At 71.1% G+C, this 25,984-nt stretch carries 18 protein-coding genes; 3 read left to right on the plus strand and 15 right to left on the minus strand.

Annotated features, from left to right (window positions below; genetic code table 11):
- Nucleotides 1-8 precede the first annotated feature (8 nt).
- From ACRWK8_RS16745 to aceB, 7 genes are all read right to left on the minus strand, one after another.
- Entirely contained in the window at nucleotides 9-2,084 is a 2,076-nt protein-coding gene (locus ACRWK8_RS16745) for a bacteriocin-associated integral membrane family protein (RefSeq protein WP_431871370.1), read from the minus strand.
- Between the two features lie 59 nt (nucleotides 2,085-2,143).
- Nucleotides 2,144-2,431 (minus strand): lactococcin 972 family bacteriocin, encoded by a 288-nt coding sequence (locus ACRWK8_RS16750; protein ID WP_431871372.1) that lies wholly within the window; start codon nucleotides 2,429-2,431, stop codon nucleotides 2,144-2,146.
- Nucleotides 2,432-2,450: 19 nt separating this feature from the next.
- Entirely contained in the window at nucleotides 2,451-2,747 is a 297-nt protein-coding gene (locus tag ACRWK8_RS16755) for a lactococcin 972 family bacteriocin (protein ID WP_431871375.1), read from the minus strand.
- 562 nt (nucleotides 2,748-3,309) lie between these two features.
- The gene (locus tag ACRWK8_RS16760) at nucleotides 3,310-4,656 is read right to left on the minus strand and encodes a (Fe-S)-binding protein (RefSeq protein ID WP_431871377.1); all 1,347 of its coding nucleotides are present in this window, start codon (nucleotides 4,654-4,656) and stop codon (nucleotides 3,310-3,312) included.
- 44 nt (nucleotides 4,657-4,700) lie between these two features.
- A complete protein-coding gene (locus tag ACRWK8_RS16765; RefSeq protein WP_431871379.1) occupies nucleotides 4,701-5,927 on the minus strand; it encodes an FAD-binding oxidoreductase in 1,227 nt (408 codons plus the stop codon).
- A gap of 46 nt (nucleotides 5,928-5,973) precedes the next feature.
- Nucleotides 5,974-7,458 carry an FAD-linked oxidase C-terminal domain-containing protein gene (locus ACRWK8_RS16770; RefSeq protein ID WP_378737017.1) on the minus strand — a complete coding sequence of 495 codons (1,485 nt, stop codon included), beginning with the start codon at nucleotides 7,456-7,458 and terminating at the stop codon, nucleotides 5,974-5,976.
- Between the two features lie 218 nt (nucleotides 7,459-7,676).
- A complete protein-coding gene (aceB, locus tag ACRWK8_RS16775; RefSeq protein WP_378737015.1) occupies nucleotides 7,677-9,281 on the minus strand; it encodes a malate synthase A in 1,605 nt (534 codons plus the stop codon).
- 335 nt (nucleotides 9,282-9,616) lie between these two features.
- Here aceB and hflX point away from each other — a divergent pair, with 335 nt between their 5' ends.
- Both hflX and ACRWK8_RS16785 read left to right on the plus strand, forming a co-directional pair.
- Entirely contained in the window at nucleotides 9,617-11,128 is a 1,512-nt protein-coding gene (hflX, locus tag ACRWK8_RS16780) for a GTPase HflX (protein ID WP_431871382.1), read from the plus strand.
- 467 nt (nucleotides 11,129-11,595) lie between these two features.
- Nucleotides 11,596-12,804 (plus strand): amidohydrolase family protein, encoded by a 1,209-nt coding sequence (locus tag ACRWK8_RS16785; RefSeq protein ID WP_378737011.1) that lies wholly within the window; start codon nucleotides 11,596-11,598, stop codon nucleotides 12,802-12,804.
- 84 nt (nucleotides 12,805-12,888) lie between these two features.
- On the opposite strand, the gene holA is transcribed toward ACRWK8_RS16785, so the two are convergent.
- From holA to ACRWK8_RS16810, 5 genes are all read right to left on the minus strand, one after another.
- Entirely contained in the window at nucleotides 12,889-13,851 is a 963-nt protein-coding gene (gene holA, locus ACRWK8_RS16790; RefSeq protein WP_378737009.1) for a DNA polymerase III subunit delta, read from the minus strand.
- Between the two features lie 62 nt (nucleotides 13,852-13,913).
- The gene (locus tag ACRWK8_RS16795) at nucleotides 13,914-16,256 is read right to left on the minus strand and encodes a ComEC/Rec2 family competence protein (RefSeq protein WP_431871384.1); all 2,343 of its coding nucleotides are present in this window, start codon (nucleotides 16,254-16,256) and stop codon (nucleotides 13,914-13,916) included.
- A gap of 6 nt (nucleotides 16,257-16,262) precedes the next feature.
- Nucleotides 16,263-17,825 carry a helix-hairpin-helix domain-containing protein gene (locus ACRWK8_RS16800; protein ID WP_431871386.1) on the minus strand — a complete coding sequence of 521 codons (1,563 nt, stop codon included), beginning with the start codon at nucleotides 17,823-17,825 and terminating at the stop codon, nucleotides 16,263-16,265.
- Between the two features lie 368 nt (nucleotides 17,826-18,193).
- Nucleotides 18,194-18,463, minus strand: a complete 270-nt coding sequence (gene rpsT / locus ACRWK8_RS16805) for a 30S ribosomal protein S20 (protein ID WP_378737003.1) — start codon at nucleotides 18,461-18,463, stop codon at nucleotides 18,194-18,196.
- Between the two features lie 195 nt (nucleotides 18,464-18,658).
- The gene (locus ACRWK8_RS16810) at nucleotides 18,659-19,648 is read right to left on the minus strand and encodes a hypothetical protein (RefSeq protein WP_431871388.1); all 990 of its coding nucleotides are present in this window, start codon (nucleotides 19,646-19,648) and stop codon (nucleotides 18,659-18,661) included.
- 270 nt (nucleotides 19,649-19,918) lie between these two features.
- On the opposite strand from ACRWK8_RS16810, the gene lepA reads away from it, so the two are divergent.
- The gene (gene lepA, locus ACRWK8_RS16815; protein WP_378736999.1) at nucleotides 19,919-21,760 is read left to right on the plus strand and encodes a translation elongation factor 4; all 1,842 of its coding nucleotides are present in this window, start codon (nucleotides 19,919-19,921) and stop codon (nucleotides 21,758-21,760) included.
- A gap of 96 nt (nucleotides 21,761-21,856) precedes the next feature.
- Here the strand turns inward: lepA and ACRWK8_RS16820 are convergent, their stop codons facing one another.
- From ACRWK8_RS16820 to ACRWK8_RS16830, 3 genes are read right to left on the minus strand one after another with little or no spacing between them, the layout of a single operon-like run.
- The gene (locus ACRWK8_RS16820) at nucleotides 21,857-22,762 is read right to left on the minus strand and encodes a sugar ABC transporter permease (RefSeq protein WP_431871391.1); all 906 of its coding nucleotides are present in this window, start codon (nucleotides 22,760-22,762) and stop codon (nucleotides 21,857-21,859) included.
- A complete protein-coding gene (locus tag ACRWK8_RS16825) occupies nucleotides 22,759-24,375 on the minus strand; it encodes an ABC transporter permease subunit (protein WP_431871393.1) in 1,617 nt (538 codons plus the stop codon). The genes ACRWK8_RS16820 and ACRWK8_RS16825 overlap by 4 nt, the downstream gene beginning before the upstream one ends.
- Nucleotides 24,376-24,377: 2 nt before the next feature.
- Complete coding sequence (locus ACRWK8_RS16830; RefSeq protein ID WP_431871395.1) at nucleotides 24,378-25,625, minus strand: sugar ABC transporter substrate-binding protein; 1,248 nt, start codon at nucleotides 25,623-25,625, stop codon at nucleotides 24,378-24,380.
- Between the last annotated feature and the right edge of the window lie 359 nt (nucleotides 25,626-25,984).

Consider the following 25,984-nt stretch of genomic DNA (forward strand, 5'->3'; position numbering starts at 1 on the left):
GTTCGGGCTCAGGCCTGGGAGGCGCCTTCACGGACGATGCGGCGGTGGAAGAGGGCCAGCGCGGCGACGGTGATCACCAGGCAGGCCAGGACGATCCCCAGCGCGTGGAGGGGCTCCGCGCCGCTGGGGGCGAGGTCCGGTGGGCCTCCGTACAGGGGGTCGTCGAGCAGCGCCGTCCTGCGGAGCGTGTCCCAGTTCGCCCATCCCAGGAAGGCCAGGGCCAGCGCTCCCTCCACGAGGAGTAGTCGGCGGTGGGTGGCGGCGAAGGTCCAACCGCTGATGTGCCGCGCGAAGATCTCCTGCGCCCGAGTGCGCACGTGCACGACGCACGCGGCCATGGCGGTGAGCACCAGGACGGCGGCCGCACCGGCCAGGTTGAACAACTCGGTGCGCAGCGTGGTGAGCGTTCCCGCCTGCTCGGCGAGCGCACTGGTGGTGAGCGTCTCCACCATGGCCAGGTAGCGTGACGCGTCCGGATCCCGGGCCCGGTAATCGTCCACCACGGTCGGGTCCGGGAAGTAGAGCTGATTCTGGGACATGAGGCTCACGTACGTGGAGTCCGCGAGCACCCCGGCGTTCGGCAGGACGACCACGACGGGGTCGTGGAGCAGCGGGAGGTGGGGACGGGGCTCGTCGAACCGCTTGCTCGCGTAGACGAACAGGCTCTGGTCGTTCGCGGTGGGCGACACACGCACGTCGGGTCCCCGGTCCGGCGCGTCGGAGGGGTCGATCCAGGTGGCCCGTACCGCCTCGACCAGGACCTCGGTGTCCACGGTGAGGCCTTCGGGGACCAGGACCCGGATACCCTCCCCGGGTCCGTACCGGTCACCGTCAGGGGCCCGCACCTCCTGCTCTTCCAGGTAGGTGTCGTTGACCACGAGCAGTGGCTGTTCCAGGCGGTTCGCGGTTCCGTTCTCGACGTCGGCGCGGTCCAGGTCCAGCCGGTGACTGTGCACGGCCAGGACCAGGTCTCCGTCCGCGTCGGTGTCCCGCAGCCAGGGGCCGAGCTGGTCGTCGACCGCCTGGGGGTCGTCCCAACCGTAGTCGGCGCTCAGCCCCAGGAAGGAGGTCTCGCCCTGGTCCTCGTACAGTCCGAGCGCGGTCTCCGTGTCACGGGCGTTCTGGGACTGGGTGACGATGCCTCCGAGGATGACCAGGGTCAGCACCAGGACCGGCACTCGGACCAGGTACACCGCGGCGATGGTGGTCCGTACCGGCAGGCGGCCCCTGAGCGAGGGCAGGATTCCGGTGAGGTGCACCACTCCGAGGAACGCGGCGTGCACCAGGAGGCAGGGGATCGCGAGCATCGCCAGGAACACCAGCGCCGTGGTGGTGAAGTAGCCGAGCTGGTTCCACCCGTTGTAGAACCCGAGGAACACCAGAGTGACCAGGGAGACCGCGGGGAGCACGACACCGGCCCATCGGGTGACCCTGAGCAGGTCCCCGCCGAGGATCCTCAGGTAGGAACGACCTTGGAGGCGCATCACCGCGTACTCCCGTGCGCCGAGGAGGACCCCGGCTCCGGCGGCGGTGACCGATCCGAGCACCGCGACCAACAGCAGGTGGAACAGGAAGCCGCCGCTGAAGTAGTGCCACGCCTGGGTCGTCTGGGTACCGGGAGCCTCGTGGAGACCGTGCTCGGAGAGCGCCGAACGGAGCGCCGACTCCGCCGCCTCGGAACCGAAGACGAGGTAGGTGCCGTTCGGACCGACCTCACCGAAGTCCGCGACGGGATGGGTCTCGACGGAGAAGCCCCGGCCGAAGGAGGGGTAGCCGTCCGCCAACCAACCCGCCTGGCGGGAGTCCGGCCCGGGGACGGCGAGGTACAGATGGCCCAGCGACGCGGGCTGGTTCACGTCGAGGACGGCGAAGCCGATCGCGGTGTCGTGCTCGTCGGCCACCTGTTGCACGGAGGCGGCGACCTCGTCGTTGTCGTGCCCGCCCTCGTTCTGGGTGATCCAGACGAGCCGGGAGTCCTCCAGGACGTAGGTGGTGCGTTCCGAGGTACCGGCGAGAAGGAAGGCGATGAGCGTCGCGAACACGGCACAGGCCGCGTACGCGAAGGCGAGTGTTCTGTTGGGCACGGGTCGTTCCTGTCAGAGACCCGCCGCCGCCAGGGCGGCGGCGGGTCGGAGGCGGGGGATCAGCAGGTACGTCGGTATGCCTGGTTGTTGGCGATGGCCCTGGGCGCGTCGGCGCGGGCCCAGAACCCGCCGCCGATGTCGGCGGTACGCACGGTGGTCCTGCCCACCGCGGTGGCCCCGTGGCAGGAGGACGGATGGAAGTAGTGGGAGTAGCTGGTCCCGACCAGTCCGGAGCCGGTGGTGCCGTGGTTCCAGACGGGGCCGCTCGCGCTGGCGGCGGAGGCCGACCCGGCGGCGATTCCCGCCGTCAGCACGGCGGTCACGACGAGGTGTTGGGTGAACGTCATGGGGGATTCTCCTGATTCGTCAGCCGCAGGTGTTGCGCCAGTACATCTGGTTGTTGACCCACGCCTTCTGGACGCTCGCCCGCGACCAGAGGCCCGCGCTGGTGTCGGCGGAACGAACGGTGCGAACACCCACGGCGGTGGACCCGTGGCACCTGCTTTCGTGGAGGTAGTTCGAATAGACGCGGTCCGAAACGACGCCTCGGTCCCAGATGCCTCCTCCGACGTGGGAGACGGCCGCCGCCGCGACTCCGGAGCTGGCCATGCCCATGCCAGCCGTGATCAGCAGGGTCGCGAGGACTCTCTTTGTTCTGCTCATGATTCCTTCTTTGGGGGATTCGACACGGACTTTCGTCCGCAAGAAAAAAGTAAGGACCCTTCGTGTGGGATGTCAAGTCGCTCGGTCTCCGGTTGGAGGGTCTGGATCCGGTCAACGTTTTCCCAGCTGGCAGGGGGTTCTGGGGTGTTCCTTTCTGTCGTCCGAGGAAATCGTTCGAATCCGCTCCAGTGGGGCACGATTCGTGTTCTTCCGCAGGTCGTTGGGTGTCCCTGGTCTGGTTGACGTTCGAGATGATTATGACCGGATGCGGACATGAGAATGCGGATCGGAAGGTGATCTCTTCCGGATTTTGGGGCACCTCGAATCGCGCTCCGCGCGAATTGCACTTCTCTCGGATCGTGTATATGAGGGAAATTCCTGATTCGACCTGTTCGTTCTTTGTGGTGCTCTCGTGGTGGGTGTTCTTCTTTTCCGGTTCTCGGTCCTGGGCTGGCTGCGCTCCCACGACGTCGATGGCGCTGGGTGAGGACCGAACCCGCATGGGAGGGACATGCCGAAGGCCCGGTGCTCCGTGGAACGGAGCACCGGGCCTTCGGAGAGGCTAGGAGCGAGGCGGGTGGAGAAGGGCTCGCGTGTCCAGGCCGCGCAGGGAGGCGTCCAGGATCTGGGCGGTGTGCGTCACCGCCACCGGCGAACCCGCGCGTTCCATGGCGGAGGCGATCTGGAGGGAGCACCCGGGGTTGCCCGAGACCAGCACCCGGGCCCCGGTGGAGGCCACGTCCGCTCCCTTGCGGTCGCCCAGTTCGCTCGCGGCCTCCGGCCTGAACAGGTTGTACACCCCCGCCGAACCGCAGCAGACCTCCTTGTTGGGCAGGTCGACCACCTCCAGGCCGGGGATCTGGCGGAGCAGCTCACGCGGCTGGCGGGTCACCCCCTGGCCATGGGACAGGTGGCACGCGTCGTGGTAGGCCACCCGGAGCGGGATCGGATGGCGTTCGGCGCGGGGGCCCAGGGCCACCAGGTACTCGGTCAGGTCCACCACCTTCGACGCGACCGCCCGGGCACGCTCCACCCACGCCGGTCCCGCCCCCGCCTCGTCCAGGGTCCGGTCGAAGTGCTTCATGCTGGACCCGCACCCGGCGGAGTTCACCACGACGCGGTCTACCTGACGGGCCTCGAACACCTCGATCAGGCCCTTCGCGAAGTCCGCCGCCTCGCCGAGCCGCCCCGAGTGCCCCGACAGCGCCCCGCAGCACCCCTGGGCGCGCGGGATCACCACCTCGCAGCCCTCCAGGGCCAGCACCCGGGCGGTGGCCGTGTTGACCTCGGGGAAGAACGCGCCCTGCACACAGCCCACGAGCATGCCCACCCGGGCGCGCCGCTCACCGACCGCCGGGACGAGCTCGGGCAGCGGGGGAGGGGGCGCGGACAGGGGCGGGGCGATCCGCTCCATGGTGGCCAGGGTCGGTGAGATCCGGTCCAGGAGCCCGGACCTGCGAACCAGCGCGGAGACTCCGCTCGCCTGGTAGGCGCGCAACGGCCCGCGCAGCGCCCGGAGCCGCCCCCGGTGCGGGAAGAGCGAGAACACGGCCCCGCGCAGCACGCGCTCGCCGGGGGACCGTCGGTGCTCCTCCTCCACCCGGTACCGGGTGTGCTCGATGAGGGCGTCGTAGGCCACCCCGGAGGGGCACGACGACACGCACGCCAGACAGCCCAGGCAGTTGTCGAAGTGCCCGACCGCCGTCTCGGTGAGCACGTCCTCCTCGTGCATCTGCCCCATGAGGTGGATGCGTCCGCGCGGGGAGTCCATCTCCTGGCCCCACAACACGTTGGTGGGGCAGGTGGGCAGACAGAAACCGCAGTGCACACAGTCGTTCAGCAGGTCACCGAAGAGCCGTTCGCGCTCGCCGGGTCCACCGCTGGCCGGTTCGGTCGGTAGGTCGGTCACGGGGCTCCCTGGTGTCGAGGCGGGCGGGTGGCGGGTCGGGTGGCTCAGATCCCCCCGGCGAACCGGCCGGGGGAGAGGCGGTGCCCGGGGTCGAGTGAGTCCTTCACCGCGCGCATCAGCCCCAGGCCGGGGACCTCGCCCCACGGGCTGATCCCGGCGGCGCGCACGTCCGGTTCGGAACGCAGCAGGACCAGCGGATGCTCGGTGGCCGACCGGACGCCGTCGACCACCAGCCCGATCCGCTCCGGGGCGGTTCCCGGGGGGAAGGACACGACCAGGGACCCGGTCGAGGCCGAACCCTGCGTGCGCGCGCCCGCGTCGACCGCCCCGGAGACCTCCGCGACCCAGGCGGCGGCCGCGACACTCTGGGCCGGTGGGGTCGTGACCAGGGCGAGGGTGCCCTCGGCGGGGAGCACGCCCCAGCCCTCGGGCAACTCCTCGCGGACCGTGGGCGGGCCGTCGGCGCCGTTCTCGGCCAGGGCCCGCACCGTCCTCCCCGCGCGTGCCTCCAGCCCGGCCGGGGTCCCCTCCAGCACCACGTCCAGTCGTCCGGGGCCCTCGGGGGGCCAGTCCAGCTCCACGGCCGAGGGCACCACGGAGGTCGCCCGCAACGCGGCCAGGGCCTCCTCGGCCCGCGACCGGGAGGACACCCGCGCGCTCACCACCCGCAGGGACTCCGGGAGGGGGTGCAGGCGGAAGGCGACCGACGCGATCACACCGAGCGTGCCGAACCCGCCGGTGTGCAGCTTGGCGAGGTCGTACCCGGCCACGTTCTTGACCACCCGGCCGCCGCTGCTGGCCACCACCCCGTCCGCGCGCACCACCGTCATCCCGATCACGAGGTCGCGCAGGGCTCCCGAGAGCAGACGGCGCGGGCCGCTCACCCCCGTCGCCACGGCTCCGCCCACCGTGCAGCCGAGCCGGACCGGGTCGTAGGACAGTCGCTGCCCGGCCGAGGCCAGGACCGCGTACAGGTCGGCCACCGGGGTGCCCGCACCGACCTCCACCACCAGGTCACCGGCGATGTGGTCGATCCAGGAGAGCGCGGAGACGTCCACCAGCAGGTCGAGGGAGCGCGGTGTCCCGCCCCAGTCCAGTGCGGTGCCTCCACCGCGCACGGTCACCGAGAGCGCGCTCCGGTGCGCCGCCGCCATCACGCCCGCGAGGGCGTCGGTGTCGGACGGCGCCGCCACGTACCGGGGCACGACCCCGCACACGGCGTCCTCAACGGTCGCCTCCCTCAGGTCACAGCCATCGACATCCAGGTTCACCCTCGGCCTCCCGGCCCTCGTCGTCACTCCGCCGCGGCCCGGCGGTTCAGAACTGCTCGGCCTCGCCGGATTCCACCAGCGGGTGCACCCCGGTGCGCACCCCCGGCCGCTCGCCACACAGGCGCGGTGTGGGCAGGAGCTTCTCCGGGTTGGCGATCCCGTCCGGGTCGAAGGCCCTCCGGAACAGGTCGAAGGTCTCCAGCGCGGCGTCGTCGAACATGCGGGGCATCTTGCACGCCTTGTCCACGCCCACCCCGTGCTCCCCGGTGATGGACCCGCCGTGCTCGATGCACAGGTCCAGGATCGCCCCCGACACCCGCTCGGCGCGCTCGCCCGCGCCGGGCTCGGAGTCGTCGAACAGCACGAGCGGGTGCAGGTTCCCGTCTCCGGCGTGGAACACGTTGGCCACCCGGATGCCGGACTCCGCCGACAGCGCGGCGATCCGCCCCAGCACCTCGCCCAGCGAAGTGCGCGGTACCACCCCGTCCTGCACGATGTAGGCCGGGCTGATCCGGCCCACGGCGGCGAAGGCGGACTTGCGGCCCTTCCAGATGAGGGCGCGCTCCTCGGCGCCGCTGGCCGCGCGGGTCTCGAAGGAACCCGCGTCCGCGCACAGGGCGGTGACCCTCTCCAGCTGGGCGTCGACCTCCTCGGCGGGGCCGTCCAGCTCCACCACCAGAACGGCGGCCGCTCCCTCGGGGTAGTCGCAGGCCACGGCGCGCTCTGCGGCCTCGATGGCCAGGGCGTCCATCATCTCGATGGCGGACGGCAGCACCCCGGCGGAGATGATAGCGCTCACCGCCTCGCCACCCGCGTCCAGCGAGGTGAACGCCGACAGCAGGGTCACGGTCTTCTCGGGGGAGCGGGTCAGGGACACGGTGACACGGGTGGCCACGCCCAGGGTGCCCTCGGATCCGACGAACGCCCCGATGAGGTCGTACCCGTGCGCGCCCGGTGCCTTGCCGCCGAGCTCGACGATCTCGCCCGCCGGGGTGACGATCTGGAGTCCGCGCACGTGGTTGACGGTGAACCCGTACTTGAGGCAGTGGGCGCCGCCGGAGTTCTCCGCGACGTTGCCGCCCACCGAGCACACCTGCTGGCTGGAGGGGTCGGGTGCGTAGTAGTAGCCGTGGGGGCTCGCGGCCCGGGTGACGTCGAGGTTGGCCACACCCGGTTCGACCACCGCGCACTCGTTCTCCACGTCGATCTCGACGACGCGGCGCATGCGGGAGGTGACGAGGAGGACGCCCTCGGCGTGGGGGAGCGCGCCCGCGGACAGACCGGTGCCCGCCCCGCGCGGGACGAAGGGGACGCGGTGCTCGGCGCAGAGGCGAATCACGGCGGCGACCTGCTCGGTGGTGGTCGGCATGACCACGACACCCGGGGTGGCGCGGTGGTAGGTGAGGCCGTCGCTCTCGTAGACGCGCCGTTGGGAGGGATCGGTGAGGACGCCGTCGTCACCGCAGATCTCACGCAGCCGGGGGATCAGGGTGGCCAGCACCGTGGGCGTGTCGGGTGCGGACGTGGTCATGGGCGCCTCCCGGTTCCGTCCGGAGAGCACGGCTGGGGGTGGCGCTCTCCGACTGCGGCCTCGCAAGGGGACCGTACGACCGTGCCCCCTGCCGAGGCAAGGGGCACGGTGGAAACGGTATTTCGTTTTGTGAAACCGGTGCGGGGCGGTCCGCGAGTCGGACTCGGTGGACCGGCCCGATCCGTCCAGGTTGGCCGCGCTGGACGGGTTCCGGTCGGCTACGGCATGCGCTCGTAGGCGGGCAGGGTCAGGAAGTCGACGTAGTCGTCGTCCAGCGCGACCTCGGTGAAGAGCTCGCTGGCCTGCTTGTACAGGTCCTCGTTGAAGTGGGCGCCGAGGGCCTCGCGGATGGCGGCCAGCTCCTCACCGATGATCTGCCTGACCAGGTCGGCGGTGACCTTCTCGCCGCCGTCCAGGGTGACGTCGTTGTGCAGCCACTGCCAGATCTGGGACCGGGAGATCTCGGCCGTGGCGGCGTCCTCCATGAGGTTGTGGATGGCCACCGCGCCGTTGCCGCCCATCCACGCCGCCAGGTACTGGAGGGCGACGTTGACGTTGCCGCGCAGACCGGCGAGCGTCACGCCGCCGGGGGTCTGGTCCACGGCGAGCAGGTCGGCGGCGGACACCTCGACCTCGGGGCGCTGCTTGTCGATCTGGTTGGGGCGGTCGCCCAGGACGCCGTCGAAGATCTCACGGGCGATCGGGACCAGGTCGGGGTGGGCGACCCAGGAGCCGTCGAAACCGTCGCCGGACTCGCGGGACTTGTCGTCGCGGACCTTGGCGAAGGCGTTCCGGTTGACCTCCTCGTCCTTGCGGGACGGGATGAAGGCGGCCATGCCGCCGATCGCGTGGGCGCCGCGCTTGTGGCAGGTCTTGACCAGCAGTTCGGTGTAGGCGCGCATCATCGGTGCGGTCATGGTGACGGCGTTGCGCTCGGGCAGCAGGAAGCCGCGACCACGGGTGCGGTGGGTCTTGATGATGCTGAAGAGGTAGTCCCAGCGACCGGCGTTGAGACCGGCGGAGTGCTCGCGCAGCTCGTAGAGGATCTCCTCCATCTCGAACGCGGCCGGGATGGTCTCGATCAGGCAGGTGGCGCGGATGGTGCCGCGCGGGATCCCCAGACGCTCCTGGGCCAGGACGAAGATGTCGTTCCAGAGGCGGGCCTCGAGGTGGCTCTGCATCTTCGGCAGGTAGAAGTAGGGGCCCCTGCCCTTGGCGATCTGGCGCTTGGCGCTGTGGAAGAAGTACAGCGCGAAGTCCACGATGCCGCCGCTGGTGCGCTGGCCGTCGACGAGGACGTGCTTCTCGTCCAGGTGCCAGCCGCGCGGGCGGACCACGATCGTGGCCAGCTCGGAGTCGTCCTTGAGGGCGTAGGTCTTGCCCTGGGGGGAGGTGAAGTCGATCTCGCGGTCCAGGGAGTCACGCAGGTTGAGCTGCCCCTGGATCATGTTCTCCCACAGCGGGGTGTTGGCGTCCTCGAAGTCGGCCAGCCACACCTTCGCGCCGGAGTTGAGCGCGTTGATGGTCATCTTGCGGTCCGTGGGACCGGTGATCTCGACGCGGCGGTCGGTGATGCCGGGGGCGGCCGGAGCCACCTTCCAGCTGTCGTCCTCGCGGATGTGCCGGGTCTCGGGGAGGAAGTCGAGGTCCTCGCCGGCGGCGATCCGCTCCTCGCGGGTCCGGCGCGCGGCCAGCAGTTCCTGGCGGCGTGACTCGAAGGTGCGGTGCAGCTCGGCGACGAGGGCGAGGGCGTCCTCGGTGAGGATCTCGTCGAACCGATCGTTGAGGGGGCCGGTGATCTCGACCCCGTGCGTGGCGCCCATGGATAACCTTCCGCAATACGAAACAAGCTTCTGGGATGTGGAAATGAAGCTACTATCTTGATGTCGAGCGGTCAACGTCACTCACGTGCTTGATCAGTGAAGATCTTCATCAAGGCGGAAGTATGTCCAAAGTTCCGACGGAAGATCTGCGCTTCTTGAGTGTTGGAGCTACTCCAAGGATCTCACGCGTCCGCGCGGACACATGGCCTGTGTCACGTTCCCTGCGATAATTCGGATGCCCTGCCCGAGCGGAGGTGCGAGCATCGTGACCACGGCCGTCGTACCCGCTCCGGGAAGAACCATGGCGGCACATGCGTTGACCCACCTGGAGGGATATGAATACAGCTGACACCCACGGAAGCGACCGCGCGGGGCACCAGGCCCACAGCGAGGACGACTTCCGTGAGGAGAGCACCGTCGGCGGCGGAGCCGCTGGCGGTGACCACTACGAGGACCAGGGCCACACGCCCGACCAGGGCGAGATGGAGCTGGCCGAACGGCACGCGCTCCGCCGCGTCCAAGGGCTCTCCACCGAGCTCACCGACGTCACCGAGGTCGAGTACCGGAAGCTGCGCTTGGAGCGGGTCGTGCTCATCGGCGTCTGGACCAGGGGGACCCAGACCGACGCCGACAACTCACTGACCGAGCTGGCCGCACTCGCCGAGACGGCGGGCGCCCTCGTCCTCGAAGGACTCACCCAGCGCCGCTCCAAGCCCGATCCCGCGACCTACGTCGGCAAGGGCAAGGCCGCGGAACTGCGCGACATCGTCGAGGCCACCGGCGCCGACACCGTCATCTGCGACGGCGAGCTCACCCCGGGCCAGCTGCGCCAGCTGGAGGACGTCGTCAAGGTCAAGGTGGTCGACCGGACCGCTCTGATCCTCGACATCTTCGCCCAGCACGCCAGCAGCAGCGAGGGCAAGGCCCAGGTCGAACTCGCCCAGCTCAACTACCTGCTCCCGCGACTGCGCGGCTGGGGTGACTCCCTGTCCCGACAGGCGGGCGGCTCCGGCGGTGGCGGTGCGGGCGGCGGCGTCGGCACGCGCGGTCCCGGTGAGACCAAGATCGAGACGGACCGCCGACGCATCAACGACAAGATGGCCAAGCTGCGCCGTCAGCTCGCCCACATGCGGACCGCGCGCGAGGTCAAGAAGGACGTTCGCCGCAGCCGCGAGGTGCCCTCGGTGGCGATCGCCGGGTACACCAACGCGGGCAAGTCCAGCCTGCTCAACCGGCTCACCGGCGCCGGGGTGCTGGTGGAGAACGCGCTGTTCGCCACCCTGGACCCGACCGTCCGTCAGGCCCGCACGCCCGACGGTCGCGGCTTCACCCTGAGCGACACCGTGGGCTTCGTCCGGCACCTGCCGCACCAGCTGGTCGAGGCGTTCCGCTCCACCCTGGAGGAGGTGGCCGACTCCGACCTGATCCTGCACGTGGTCGACGGCGCCCACCCCGACCCGGAGCAGCAGATCAGCGCGGTCCGCGAGGTGTTCGCGGAGATCGAGGCCGTGGACGTGCCCGAGCTCATCGTGGTGAACAAGGTCGACGCCGCCGACCCGGACACGCTCAGGGCGCTGCGTACCCGCTACCCCGACCTGGTCGAGGTGTCGGCGCGCACCGGTGAGGGTGTGCCCGAGCTGGTCACGGCACTGGCCGAGGCGCTGCCGGAGCTCGCCAAGGAGGTGCGCGCCCTGGTCCCGTACTCGCGAGGCGACCTCATCGCCCGGGTGCACGAGGAGGGCCGCATCCTCAGCGAGGAGCACACCGGGGACGGGACGGCGCTGCACGCCTTCGTCCCCGAACTGCTCGCCGCCAAGCTCGACGAGTACGCGCCCAGCAACGCCTGAGACCCGGCACGGGCGAACACGCGGCCGGGACGTCCACGGGACGTCCCGGCCGCGTCGTGTCGCGACCACGGACTCCCGGGGAGCCGCGCCAGCGGCACTCACGTTCCCGAGGAACACGATCGGAGCTCGATCGCGAGAAGGAAGGCCAGCTCAGGGAGGGTCCGGGTGGTCTTCATCACGCTGCGGGCTTGCGAGTTTCGCTCGGTAACGCTCGCATTCGTCCCCTCGGGGAGGTGTACACGGGCTCCGAGGATGGACTACGGTTTTGGAGCACTGGCCGGCAGTGATCGCTGTCCCCCCGGGCCGATGCGAACCCCCACTGTCACGGCACCGCGAGGCGACTCCGGGTCGCCCACGGCCCTGTCGGAATCGTTTCCAGATACGAGGTCGCCATGCCCGCCCGTGCACGCCACGTCCCTGCTCCGCGCGTCCCGCGGCGGATCTGACCGGCGAGGGCGGACCACCCCATGACGGTAGTACTCCTCACCAACATCGGTCGGCTGTGGACAGGGATCGAGCTGCTCACCAAGGCCGCCATCCTGATGGACGACGACCGGATCGCCTGGGTCGGTCACGCGGCCGAGCTCCCCCAGCGCATCCCCGGAGTGATGGAGGACCTCACCGAGGTCGACGAGGTCGTCAACATCGGCGGCGGACTCGTCACGCCCGGCCTGGTCGACGCCCACTGCCACCCCGTCTACGCGGGCGACCGCTACGCCGAGGTCAACATGTGGGCCAAGGGCGCCACCCGCGCGGACATCTTCGCCGCGGGCGGCGGGGTGTCCACGACCGTCACCATCACCCGGGGAACCGACCCCTGGACGCTGTGCAACGCGGTCCGGGAACGGCTCCGGCACTGGGTGCTGTCCGGCAGCACCACCGTGGAGGCCAAGACCGGCTACCACCTCACCCGGGACGGCGAGCTCGCGGACGTGCGCCTGCTGCGCTCCCTTGAGGAGGAACCCGGGATGCCCCGGCTGCACGTCACGTTCTTCCCCGCGCACGGGGTCCCGCCGGAGTTCTTCGGCCGTCCCAAGGAGTACGTGGCCACCGCCGCCTCCTGGCTCAGCGACGCCGCCATGGCCGGGGCCGACGGCGTGGACGTCTACTGCGACAACCAGCAGTTCACCACCGAGGACGCCCACATGCTCCTGGGCGTGGGCCAGTCGGTGGGCCTGCGCACCACCCTGCACGCCTGCTCGCGGCCACGGCACGGCGCCGTCCGGATGGCCGCCGAACTCGGCTGCTCCTCGGTGGACCTCGTCCACGAGGCCGACGACGAGGACCTGCTCGCTCTGGCGTCCACCCGCACACCCGTGGTGGCCTGCCCCACCACCGCCCTGCACGAGCGCCGTACCCCGCCGGTGCGCGCCCTGCTCGACCACGGTGTCCCCGTGGGCCTGGGCACCGACCACAACCCGGGTCAGTCCGGCACCACGTCCATGCCGCTGGTCATCTCCCTGGCGGTGTCGATGTTCGAGATGACCGTCCAGGAGGCGCTCAACGCCGCCACGGCGGGCAGCGCGCACGCCCTGGGCCTCAACGACCGGGGCATGATCGCCCCGGGCATGCTGGCCGACCTGGTGCAGTGGGACGCCGACCACGAGGGTGCCTTCGCGTGGTCGATGGGCCTGCACACGCTGCGCGTGTGGCAGGGCGGCCGGACCATCCACTGAGCCCCGTCCGGACCCCCGGGCGCGTGGACGCGGCGCGAGCCGGAACCGGGTCGGAGTCCGGCGGGCGGTGCGGCGCCGCTCCGCTCAGCGGGTGCCCCGGGCGCGGGCGATCTCGATCACCGCGCGCTCCAGCGCGTACTCGGGATCGCGTCCGGCGCCCTTGATCAGCGCGTCGGTCTCCGCGATCACCGCCATCGCACGGGTCACCCCGGCGGCGCTCCACCCGCGTGCCTGCTGGCGCAGGGTGCGCAGCTTCCACGGCGGCACCTTGGCGCGCTTGGCCAGCTCCGCCTCGTTCACACCGCGCGGAGGCTGGGCGGCCACCGCGATCCCGCGTACGGCACCGGCCAGGGCGCTGTTGATGAGCACCGGGGCGGTGCCCACCGCCAGCGACCAGCGCAGCTGCTCCAGGGCCTCGGGCAGGCGCCCCTCCACGGCGCGGTCCGCGACGGTGAACCCGGAGGCCTCCGCCCTGCCGGAGTGGTACCGGGCCACCGCCGCCGCGTCCACCCTGCCCTCGGTGTCCGCGATCAGCTGGGTGCAGGCCGCCGCGATCTCGCGCAGCTCGGTGCCGACCGCGTCCACCAGGGCCTGTGCGGCGTCCCCGGTGATCTGCCGACCAGCCGAGGAGAACTCGCCCTTGACGAAGGCCACCCGCTCGGGCCCCTTGGTGGGTCCCTTGCAGTCCACCCGCCGGGCCCCGGCCTTCACCGCCGCCTGGAGCAACGCCTTGCCCTTGGCGCCGCCCGCATGGGTGAGCACCATGAACACGTCGTCGGCGGGCGACCCCAGGTAGTCGGTGACGGTCGCCGCGAGGTCCTTGACCAGGTCCTGGGAGGACCGGAGCACCACCACCCGGCGGTCACCGAAGAGCGAGGGGGACGTGACCTCCACCAGGGTGGTCGGTCCCACCTGGGAGGGAACGAGGTCGTGGACGTCCACCTCGGGGTCCTCCTCGCGGGCCGAGGCGACGACGGCGGCCACGGCACGGTCGACGAGGAGCTCCTCGTCGCCGACGATGAGCGTGATGAGGGCGGGTGCAGGCATACAACGAGGATGCCACGCCCCACCGACCAACCGGTGCCCGATCACCGGTTCCCCGCCCCGGATCACCCCTGCGGACCGGTGCCCGGGTCCGGGCCACGGGTGGCCACGCGTACCGGTCCGCCCAGGACGGCCACGTCCCCGTCGAGGTCCGTGCGGGCGTGCACCCGGGCCACCTCCTCCAGCACGCCCACCGTGAACGGGGTCGGGTGGCCGTAGGAGTTCTCCCGACCGGCCGAGGTGACCGCCACCGTCGGGTCCGTGGCGGTGAGGAAGGCCGGGAACTGGGTGCTCGCGCCGTGGTGCGGGGTGGTCAGCACCGTCACCGAGAGCAGTTCCGGCTCCGGCTCGCGTAGCAACGCGCTCTGCGCCTCCACCTCGATGTCCCCGGTGAGCAGCACCGACATCTGCGGGCCGTCGGCGCGGACCACCACGGAGGTGTCGTTCACCGATCCCACGAACCCCTCCTCCGGCCAGAGCACCCGCAGAAGCCACGGACCCACCCGGAACCGCTGGCCCCGTTCCGCCTCGTTCAGCTCCACTCCCTCCTCGGCCAGGAGCCGCCCCGCCTCCCCCTCACCGAACCCCGGAGGTGCCAGCGCCGCCGGAACCCTCCGCTGCCGCAGCACGCCGGGCGTTCCGTCGACGTGGTCGGCGTGGTCGTGGCTGAGGACCAGCAGCGGCACCGTCCGGACCCCCAGCCGGTGCAGGCAGCCGTCCACCAGGTCCGGGTCGTCCCCGGTGTCGAAGACCACCGCCTCTCCCCGTCCGACGGCCAGGACGAAGGCGTCCCCCTGCCCCACGTCGCAGGCGACCACGGCCCACCCCGCCGGTGGCCACCCACCGGGCACGCACCGCGCGGCCAGCCCCAGGACCAGCACGGTCACCGCGACGGCGGCGAGCACCCGCCGGGTCCGGCCCCGGGTCACCAGGAACACCACCAGCACCACGGCCAACAACAGACCGCCCACCACGTCCGACCGCCAGGGCAGCGCGCCATAGGGAACCCGGGCCCCGGTCTCGGCCACCAGGGCGATCCAGGACACCCCCAGACCGGGCAGGGGCACCAGGAACGCGGCGGCCCCGGGCCACACCGAGGCCAGCGCGGTCAGCACCGAACCCGCCACGGTCACCACCGCCACCACGGGCGCGGCCAGCACGTTGGCCGGGACCGCCACCCAGGACACCTCGCCGGACAGCAGCACCAGCACCGGCGCGACCGCCACCTGGGCCGCCACCGCGACGGCGAGGGCCTCCGCCACCGGGCGCGGCCAGCGCGAGGACCAGGCCCGCGCCCAGCCGGGCACGAGCACCAGGATGCCCGCTGTGGCCAGCACCGACAGCGCGAACCCGTAGGACGCGGCCAGGCCGGGCGCCACGAACAGCACCCCCACCACCGTGACGCACAGGGCTCTCATGCCCGCCTGCGCGCGCCCGGTGGCCAACGCCAGCAGTCCCAGCGACCCCATGAACGCCGCCCGCACCACACTCGGCTCCGGTCGGCACACCAGGACGAACACCCAGATCATCAGGGCGCCGCCCAGCACCGAGCACCAGGTGGGCGCACGCGCCCACCGTGCCACCCCGAGGACGAACCCCGTGAGGATCGCGAGGTTGGCGCCGCTCACCGTCAGCAGATGAGTCATCCCGGTGGCCCGGAAGTCCTCGGCCGTGCGCTCCGGCAGAGCCGACACGTCACCGACGATCAGTGCGGGAAGCAGGCCCCGCTCGGGTGCGGACAGCCCGGCCGACGCCTCGCGCAGGCCGGAACGGACGCCACCGGCGAACTCCTGGAGGCCGCCGGGTTCACCGATCCGCTCCGGGGGTCCCCGAACGAGGACCAGGGCGGCGGTCAACCGGTCGTCGTCCGCGCCCAGGAAGGCACCGCGTGCCTCGAAGGACTGGCCCGGCAGCAGGTCCGACCACCCGTCCCCGGAGGCCAGCACCACCACCGGCGCCCGCGACGCGCGCTCCACGCCGTCCACCCGGACCCACGCGGTGCGCGCGGGCACCACCCACGCGGCCCGGCCCGGACGCGACAGCCCCGCCCTGGCACGGGGGTCGGTGGAGACCACCGCGCGGAAGGCCGTCTCCCCACCGTGCTCCACTGCGGCTGAGGCGGCACTGACGGCCGTCCGGTGGACGTGGACCCCGGCCACCGCCGCCACCGTCGCGCCGCAGGCCAGCGTGGCGACCAACGCCAACGCCGACGACTCCGCCACGGGGTGCGTCACCAGGAGCGCCACCAGCGCGGCGCCGCCCAGAACCCCCGCGAACGACCACGCCAACCACGGCGGTGCGGCCAGCGCGCCGAGGGCCGCCGACCAGGCGGCGACGGAGGGCAGGAGCAGCCGGAGATCCGGTGGCCGGTCCAGCCCGTGGGCGTCGGTGCCCAGCCAGCTGACCACCCCGCCTCACCCCACCGTCACGTGGGGTTCGAGACTCCTGAACGTCTTCTCCGCGATGCCGTCGACGCCCAGCAGGTCCTCGGTGGAGCCGAACGTGCCGCCGAGCGACTCCCGGTGGGCCAGGATCTGCTGGGCCTTCTTCTGCCCGATCCCGGGAAGGGTCTCCAGCTCCGACTGCCCGGCGAGGTTGAGGTTGACGAGGGGACCGCCGCCCTCGGGGCCCTCACCCGACGCCCCGTCCGGCTGGGGGACCCCCACCAGGACGCGCTCCCCGTCCGTCAACGGACGGGCCAGGTTGACCAGATCCAGGTCGGCCTCGGGCAGCGGACCGCCCGCCTCCTCCACCGCGTCGGCCACGCGTGATCCGCCGGGCATGGTGTACAGGCCGGGCCTGACGACCTCACCTCCCACGTGCACCACCACGTCCGCGCCCGGTTCCTCGGCGGCGCCACTCCCGGCGGCGCCACTCCCGGCGGCGCCACTCCCGGCGTCGTCATCCCCGGACCCGGGCTGCTCGGCCCCGTCCCGTCCGGCCGGGGAGGCCTGGCTCGCCAGCTCGGTCACGACCACCTCCTCGGGGCGGTCACGCACGACCAGGAGGGCTCCCGCGACGGCGAGCAGTCCGAGCACCAGCAGGGCGACCACCGCGCGCCGTGACAGGGACGAGCGGGCGCCCCAACGCTCGGCCACCCGGTCCAGGACCGAGTCGGGCGCCTCCGGGGTCAGCTCCGTGTACCCGGACGGGGGGCGAACCGCCGCCGCACCGCGCCGGTGCCGTCCGCCCGCGTCCTCGTCGGGCGGAGGCTCCGGGGTCTCCGCCGACCCGGGGGCGGCAGGCGCCCCGAGGCTCCCCTCGGGCGCACTCGGGACGTCGGGGCCAGGGGCGGGGGCGTGCGCGGTCGACGGGGCGGGGACGGAGGGCGTGACCACACCGGAGCGCCCTCCGGACGCGTGGGCCCCGGGCTCCGTTGCACCTCCCGGATCCCAGCTCGTGGAGTGCTCCTCCCGGGGACCCTCGCGGTGCCGCTGTTCCGGGACACCCTCTCCGAGGGCCGTGGCGAACACGGCGTCCGGTCCCGTGAGCTCGCTGGTCCAGGGGGACGGGCCGTTCCGGTGGTTCTCCGGGGCGGTGTCCGAGGAAGCGGCATCCGGAGGGGCGGTATCCGGAGGGACTCGACGCGCAGCCGGGGCCTCCGTGACAGGGGGTACGGCCAGGGCGTCCGGCGTGATCCGGACGGTGGGTGCCGTCTCCGGGTCGAGGGGGTCCTCCGGCAGCAGCACCGCCTCGTCCGGCGGCCCCGCGGTTCCGTTCCACAGGGGGCCGGGCGGGGACGGAGAACTCCAGTGCCCGCTCCCCACCGAGGCCCGGCCCTCAGGGAGGTAGGGGGAATCGGACCCGTCCACCGCGTAGGGCGGCCGGGGGAGCACCACCGCCGGTGCGGGAGCGGGGCGTGGAGCGTGGTCGCGTTGCGGCGGGAGGGCGGGGGAGGAGTCCAGCCCGAGGGCACGGAGCCGTTCCTCGGGGGCCGACAGGGGAGGTGTGCGCCGTGACCGGCGCGAAGCGGTCATACAACCCACGCTAGGGACGCCGGACCGCCCTGTCACCGGCTGGTTTCCACCTGTGGACAACTCCGCGGGGCGAGGCTCGGGGCAGCTTCCGGGCAGGCGGACGCGGGCGGAGCCGGAGGCTCCCCCGATATCGAGCAAACCAGGAGTCGGGCCCCGGCTCCAGGCACACGGGCGACCTGTGGACAACTCCGAGGGGTTGAGCGACCTGGCCTCGGGACCCTGCCCGCGCCCGTGTCGCCGGTACCTCCGGGGAGCCTCGGACGGGCCGACCGGGAATCCGTGACCGATCAGGGGCCCCGGGGCCCGGGCACGACGAAGGGCCCGGTCCTGGTGGACCGGGCCCTCACGAAGCCTTGTGCCTTGAGCCCCTAGGCGGACTGAAGGTCGTGCAGGCGCTTGGCGATCGCGCTCTTGCGGTTCGCGGCCTGGTTCTTGTGGATAACGCCCTTGCTGCTGGCCTTGTCCAGGGTACGAGCGGCCTCGCGCTGCGCGATGACGGCCTGCTCGACGTTCCCGGCCTCGGCAGCTTCGCGGAACTTCCGAACGGCCGTCTTCAGGGAAGAGCGCACCGCCTGGTTGCGGACACGAGCCTTCTCGTTCTGCCGAATGCGCTTCTTCTGCGACTTGATGTTCGCCATGCGAAAACGTGCTCCAGTTACTGTGATCTTCGCGTCGGTCGAACAGGCGGCTCATCCCATGGGCAGCCGTTCCATGAGAGGCCTGCGTGGGCGCCGACGCAGGGTGTGTGTGAGTCCACAGGGCTCAAATTCGAACGTGGAAGTCCGAGACACGGACTTCTCAGTATGCCGTACCGGGCGGACCACTCGGAACCGTCACGGCTCACCCACAGGGGACAGCCAGGCGTTACGGTACGCGGTCAGGTCGCCTTCGTCGGCCTCGTCCACCAGGTACAGGGACACACCCAGGGTCATGCCCTCGGGGACCTCCTCCGCCCGGGACATCCCCAGCCGGACGGCGGCGAGGGCCGTCAGCGCGGTCTCGTTCTCAGTGAGCGGCCCCCACTGCTCGCTCCCGTAGGCGGGCACCCCGAACCTCACGGTGACGTCCTCGCGAGTGCGCAGCGCCGTCACCGCCTCGGTCACCTGCCGCACCATGAACCCGCCGTACAACCCCGCCGTGGGCATGTCCGCGCCCACCCCGGGGAGCACGACCTCGTCCGCGTGCTCGGTCACCCGGTCCAGGTACCCCTTGGACCAGTACTTCTCCTCGCCGCCCGCGACGAAGGACGGAACCCTGCCTCCCGGAGCCAGCTCCACGTGGTGGGCCCGCACGGACAACAGCGCGTCCTCGTCCAGCTCCTCGCGCACCATCTCCATGAGGGTGGGCAGGGACGGGTCGTTCACCGTCACCGGGCGGATCTCCAGGTGCACCCCGTCGAACCCGTCCGCGCCGACCTCGGCGACGGCCGGAGCCAGGGCCTCCCTGGCCGGGGCGTCGAACCGGTCCCGGATGAGCGAGGAGCCCGACTCCACGTGCCGCAGCCAGGCCAGCGCCTCCACGTCGGGGTGGTGCGCCTCCAGCCACGACAGCAGCGCCCCGGTGTCCGGCACCCGCTCCACGGCGCCGTCCGCGTCCACCTCGCCCGCGTACACGTACAGCGTGCTCACCGCACCGGTGTCCAGCAGCGCCTCCAACGCACCGGTGTCCTCCCACGAGCCCACCCACGCGGCGTCGGCGCCCTGCGAGGCGGCCCACTCCTCGGGTGACCCCGAGTACTGGTAGGCCAGCAGCGCACCGGCGCCCACCAGCACGACCAGGACCGCCGCCACACCCGCCAGCAACCGCTTCAGAAGCCACTTCACCCGTACGCCACCCGCTCTCGTCCGGCGCCCTGGTCCCCTGGGCAGCCGCATCGCCCGTTTCCGGTCCCAGGTCGCATAATCTGGACCCAGGTCCCGCGCTCGCGCCCATACTGCCGTATCCTCGCCGGCCGACTCCGGTGAGGACGGTCTCGGCGCCGTGGGATGATGGACGATGCCGTGGCCGGATGGTCCCTGCCATCCACGAGCCCGGCGGGGCGGCGCCACCCCAGGCGCACGACGACCCACACCCAACCCTGTGAACGGAGCACGGTGGCACAGCCGAACTGGACCGATCCCGCGCTGATCCGCAACTTCTGCATCATCGCGCACATCGACCATGGCAAGTCGACGCTGGCCGACCGGATGCTCCAGATCACCGGCGTCGTCGAGGACCGTCAGATGCGGGCCCAGTACCTGGACCGCATGGACATCGAGCGCGAGCGCGGCATCACGATCAAGTCGCAGGCCGTGCGCATCCCGTTCACCGCGCTGGACGACCGCACGTACACCCTCGACCTCATCGACACCCCCGGCCACGTGGACTTCACCTACGAGGTGTCGCGCTCCCTGGCCGCCTGTGAGGGCGCGATCCTGCTGGTCGACGCCGCGCAGGGCATCGAGGCCCAGACCCTCGCCAACCTCTACATGGCGCTGGACAACGACCTCACCATCATCCCGGTCCTGAACAAGATCGACCTCCCCGCCGCGCAGCCCGAGAAGTACGCCGAGGAGCTCGCCGGAATCATCGGCTGTGAGGCCTCCGACGTGCTCAAGGTCAGCGCGAAGACCGGTGAGGGCGTCGAGGACCTGCTCAACGAGATCGTCAACCAGATCCCGCCGCCCGTCGGCCGGGCCGACGCCCCGGCCCGCGCGATGATCTTCGACTCGGTCTACGACACCTACCGCGGCGTGGTCACCTACGTGCGGGTCGTGGACGGCCACCTCAGCCCGCGCGAGCGCATCCAGATGATGTCCACCAAGGCCTCCCACGAGATCCTGGAGATCGGTGTCAGCTCGCCCGAGCCCACCAAGAGCCAGGGCCTGGGCGTGGGCGAGGTCGGCTACATCATCACCGGCGTGAAGGACGTGCGCCAGTCCAAGGTGGGTGACACCATCACCTCCCTGTCCAAGCCCGCCACCGAGATGCTCGGCGGCTACCAGGAACCCAAGCCCATGGTGTTCTCGGGGCTGTACCCGATCGAGGGCACCGACTACCCGGTGCTGCGGGACGCCCTGGACAAGCTCCAGCTCAACGACGCCGCCCTGGCCTTCGAGCCGGAAACCTCCGCCGCCCTGGGCTTCGGCTTCCGCTGCGGCTTCCTGGGCCTGCTCCACCTGGAGATCACCCGGGCCCGGCTGGAGCGCGAGTTCAACCTCGACCTCATCTCCACCGCGCCCAACGTGATCTACCGCGTGGACATGGAGGACGGCGCCGAGCACGTGGTGACCAACCCGAGCGAGTTCCCCACCGGCAAGATCGACGGGATCTACGAGCCGATGGTCAAGGCCACGGTCCTGAGCCCCTCGGACTACATCGGTCAGATCATGGAGCTGTGCCAGGACCGCCGCGGCGAGCTCCAGGGCATGGACTACCTGTCCGAGGACCGCGTCGAGATGCGGTACACGCTGCCCATGGCGGAGATCGTCTTCGACTTCTTCGACGCGCTCAAGTCCCGCACCAAGGGCTACGCCTCCCTCGACTACGAGCCCATCGGTGAGCAGAAGGCAGACCTCGTCAAGGTCGACATCCTCCTCCAGGGCGAGCCGGTCGACGCGTTCTCCGCGATCGTCCACAAGGAGAAGTCCTACGCCTACGGCGTGGAGATGACCAAGAAGCTGCGTGAGCTCATCCCCCGGCAGCAGTTCGAGGTCCCGGTCCAGGCCGCCATCGGCGCCCGGGTCATCGCCCGTGAGAACATCCGCGCCATCCGCAAGGACGTGCTCTCCAAGTGCTACGGCGGCGACATCAGCCGTAAGCGCAAGCTGCTGGAGAAGCAGAAGGAGGGCAAGAAGCGGATGAAGATGGTCGGCCGGGTCGAGGTGCCCCAGGAGGCCTTCATCTCCGCGCTGTCCACAGACACCAGTGGTGCCGAGGACAAGAAGAAGAAGTAGGACGGCCCCGGTCGGCGCACCGCTGACCGGGACCGGCCCGCACAGTGAGGGGCGCTCCCGCCGGGAGCGCCCCTCTCGTCGTGTGCCGTGCGGGCCCTACCCCTTGACCGCCCCGGCGGTCAGGCCGTCGCTGATGTAGCGCTGGAGGAACCAGAACACGATCAGCGTGGGCAGGGACAGCATCAGCGCGCCCACCGCGAACATCCCGAAGTTGGCGTTGCGCTGTGAGGCAACCAGTTGGTACAGCCCCAGACCCAGCGTCTTGGCGTCGGTGTCCCGCAGGAACACGCTCGCCATCAGGAACTCGTTGATGGTGGAGACGAACACCAGCAGCGCCACGATCGCCAGCACCGGGGTCACCAGCGGCAGCATGATCCGGAAGAACACCTGCGCGTGGGTCGCGCCGTCGATCTGCGCCGACTCGTCGAGCTCCTTCGGCACCGTGTCGAAGAAGCCCTTCATCAACCACGTGTTGATGCTCAGCGCACCGCCCAGGTACACCAGCAGGAGACCCCACCGGGTGTCGAAACCGACCGCCGGGTAGAGCTCACCGATGGTGGAGAACATCAGGTAGATGGCCACGATCGCCAGGAACTGCGGGAACATCTGGATGACGAGCAGACCGACCAGGCCGACCCTGCGCCCTCGGAACCGCATCCGGCTGAAGGCGTATGCCGCCAGTGCCGAGAACAGCACCGTCACCGCCGCGTTGGTGGCCGCGAAGAACAGCGAGTTCGCGTACCAGGTGGTGAACGGCGTGTTCCGGAACAGGTCCCGGGCGTTGTCCAGGCTCGCCCCGGTCGGCCACATCTGGGCGCTGCTCAGGGTGCCGAGGGGGTTGAGCGCGGCCGAGACCACGAACATCACGGGGAAGATCGCGAAGGCCACGACCACCAGCATGACCGCGTGCCGCCACCCCAGGCGGCGGGCCCACAGCGCGAACCGGGCGGCGCCGCTCCGGGTGTGGGGCGCGCGCACCGTTTCGGGATCGCCGACCGTCATCGGTCCACCTCCTTGAGGGCCTTGCTCCGGCTCAGGCTGACCACGGAGATCACGGAGACGATGAGGAAGATCATCACCGACAGCGCCGCCGCGTACCCGTACTGGGCCGTGGCCTCGTTGAACGCCAGCCGGTAGGTGTAGGTGATGAGCAGGTCCGTGCCGCCCGCCGTCGGGTTGTCCGGCGAGAACGGGCCGCCCCTGGTGATCAGCCACACCGCGTTGAAGTTGTTGAAGTTGAACGCGAACGTGGCGATGAGGATCGGGGTCATGGCGACCATGAGCAGCGGCAGGGTGACGTGTCGGAAGGCCTGCCACGGACCCGCGCCGTCGATCTGCGCCGCCTGCCCCAGCTCACGCGGGATGGCCTGCAACGCCCCGGTGGCCACCAGGAACATGTACGGGTAGCCCAGCCACACGTTGGCGAGGATGACGGCGGCCCTGGCGGTCCACACGTCGCCCAGCCAGTCGATCTGGAGCCCCAGCATCCGGTTGAACAGGCCGAAGTCGGTGTTGAACATGTCCCGCCACAGCAGGAACATGGCCAGCGAACTCATGGCGTACGGCAGGATCACCAGGACCCGGTAGAGCACCCTGCCGCGCATCCTGGGCACGTGCAGGGTCAGGGCGATCGCCAGGCCCACCACGAACACCAGACCGGTGACGGAGGCCGCGAACACCAGGTTCCACAGCAGGATGCCGAAGAACGACCCGGCGAAGGTCGGGTTGAGCAGGAAGCGGGCGAAGTTGTCGAGGCCCACGTTCACCTGCCAGCCCTGCGCCAGCCGCTGCCCGTCCTCGTTGTAGAAGGCGCCGCGTTCGTCGTCCGCGGTGTGGACCTCGCCGGTCTCGGTGTCGGTCACGCAGTCGCAGCCCTGGTCGTAGACCCGGACGGCGCTGCCCTCGAACGCGCTGGACAGGCCGCTGGAGCGGATGCCCGCACCGTCGCCGGTGGGGACCGCGAACTCCTGGAGCTCGTCGCTGCGCGCGTTCACCTCGGTGGGGCTGAGGATCGTGTAGCCGAACGCGTCGGTGACCTTCCCGGCCGGGTCGACGTCGGCGCCGGAGAGGTCGCTCAGACCGTCCGCGGTGCCCACGTACGCGTGCCCCTCGCCGTCGGTGAGCAGGAAGGCGAGCTCTCCGGTCCCGGGGTCGCCGGTGGTGGCGACGGTGAGCACGTACTCGGGCGAGTCGGGGTCCCGGGTGACCGAGAAGGCCTCGATGGCGGCGATGGCCTGGGCCTTGTCGCCCCGGTGGCCGTCACTGAGGTTGGTCACCGAGGTGCTCATCGTGTAGAGCACCGGAAGGATCTGGAAGGCCAGGAGGAACACGACGCCCGGGACCAGGTACTTCGCCGGGACCGCGCGTTTGGACAGGTAGACGTAGTAGACCAGGCCGACCACCACGGCGACCAGGCCGATGCCCCACCAGTTGCCCGCCACGTACAGCGGCAGGACCGCCCACACGCCGAAGGCGGTGAAGACGCTGAGCAGGGCGATCCTGACGAGTTGGCCGGCGAGCGACCCGTTGGCGGCGAACCGTCCCCCGGGCAGCGGGGGACGCGCGGGCGCCCCGGGTGAGGGGGCGCCCGCTCCGTCACGGCTGGAAGCGGCCACCTCTACTGGCCGATCTGCTCGGCGATGGTGTCGTGGGCGGCCTCCATGGCCTCGCGGACGTCCCCGCCCGCGATCGCCTGGGCCTGCGCCTGGCCCAGCGGGTCCCAGGTCTCACCCATCTCCGGGATGGACGGCATCGGCATGCCGTCCGCGCCGGCCTCCGCGATCGCCGCGATGGTGGCGTCGTCGGCGGAGACGGACTCCAGGGCCTCGTTCTGCACGGGGGTGCGCGGGTCGGCCTCGTAGAGGCTGAGGATGAAGTCGGTGGAGGTGACGTAGTTGGTCACGAACTCCTGGGCCATGGCGCTGTTGGCGCTGCCCTCGGTGACGAAGAACGCGTGGTAGCCGATGTAGGGGCTGGCCGGGGCCTCGCCCTCGAAGCCGGGGATGGGGCTGATCTCGAAGTCGACGCCCGCCTCGTTGGCGTCACCGACGTTCCACGGTCCGGCGACGAAGAAGGGCGCCTCCTCCTCGTAGAAGAGGTTGGCGTCGTTCTCGACGTCGATGGAGCGGCGGAGCACGCCCTCGCCGTCCTCGCCGTACTCGGCGATCTTCTCCATGGCCGCGACGGACGCGTCCGAGCCCACACCGAGGTCGGTGGGGTCCCAGGTGCCGGTGTCGTCCTGCCCGAACAGGTACCCGCCCGCCGAGGTGAACAGGGCGTTCATCCGGAAGGGCTCGCCCTCCTGGCCGACCGCCATGGCCAGGACCTCGCTGGTGTCACCCGCGTCCTTGAGCTCGGTGCCGATCTCGACGAGCTCCTCGAAGGTCTCGGGGGCGTCGGGGGCCAGCGCCGTGTTGCGCATCAGGAAGATGTTCTCCTGCGAGTACGGGACGCCGAAGAGCTGCCCGTCGTAGGTGAGCGCCTCGACGGCGGTCTCGTCCACGCCCCCCGCCTGGTCGCCGGTGAGCTCGACCGGGGAGACGGCACCGTTGCGGACGAGGTTGCCGGTCCAGTCGTGGGCGCCGATGAAGACGTCGGGGGCGTTGCCCGCCTGGTGGGCGTTGAGGAGGTCGCCCTGGATGTCGTCGAAGGTCAGCCCCTGGACGTCCACCTCGATGCCGTTGGCCTCCGCGAACGCGGCGGCGGCGCTCTGGATGGCGTCGGCGCGCTCGGGGTCGGACCAGATGACCAGGGTGCCCTCGGCGGCGCCGCCGTCGCCCCCTTCGGAACCGTCGCCGCTGCACGCGGTCGCCGTCAGGGCGATCGCGGCGATACCGGCGACCGCTGAAGCGCTGCGGGATCTCATGGTGTCTTCCTTTCGGGAGGACTGGAGGAGGTGGGGTGCACGCGGCTCACCGGCCGACCGGGTCCGTCGCGGGCGTGCGTGGTGATGTGACGTTAGCAATAACTTGCAGGCTTTGAAAGGCTTTGCAGACGCCCTGGATAAAGATGTGGAAACACCCCGGAAACGGAAGGGGTGTCCGGGTGCGGAGAGTCGCTTCGCGCTCGCCGTGGGTGGGGGTGTCACCCTTCGCGGCCCCAGGGGCAGCCGTTCGACCTCGGCCATCGTCTCCGCTCCCCACCCGCGGTGGCGGGGCGGGGGGTCGGATGCCGGGCGGGGAGCGGGCGGGGGGAGTGCTCCGCGAAGGAGGGGAGGGGTGTCGG

This window comes from Nocardiopsis eucommiae, from assembly GCF_965344335.1.
Lineage (GTDB): Bacteria > Actinomycetota > Actinomycetes > Streptosporangiales > Streptosporangiaceae > Nocardiopsis > Nocardiopsis eucommiae.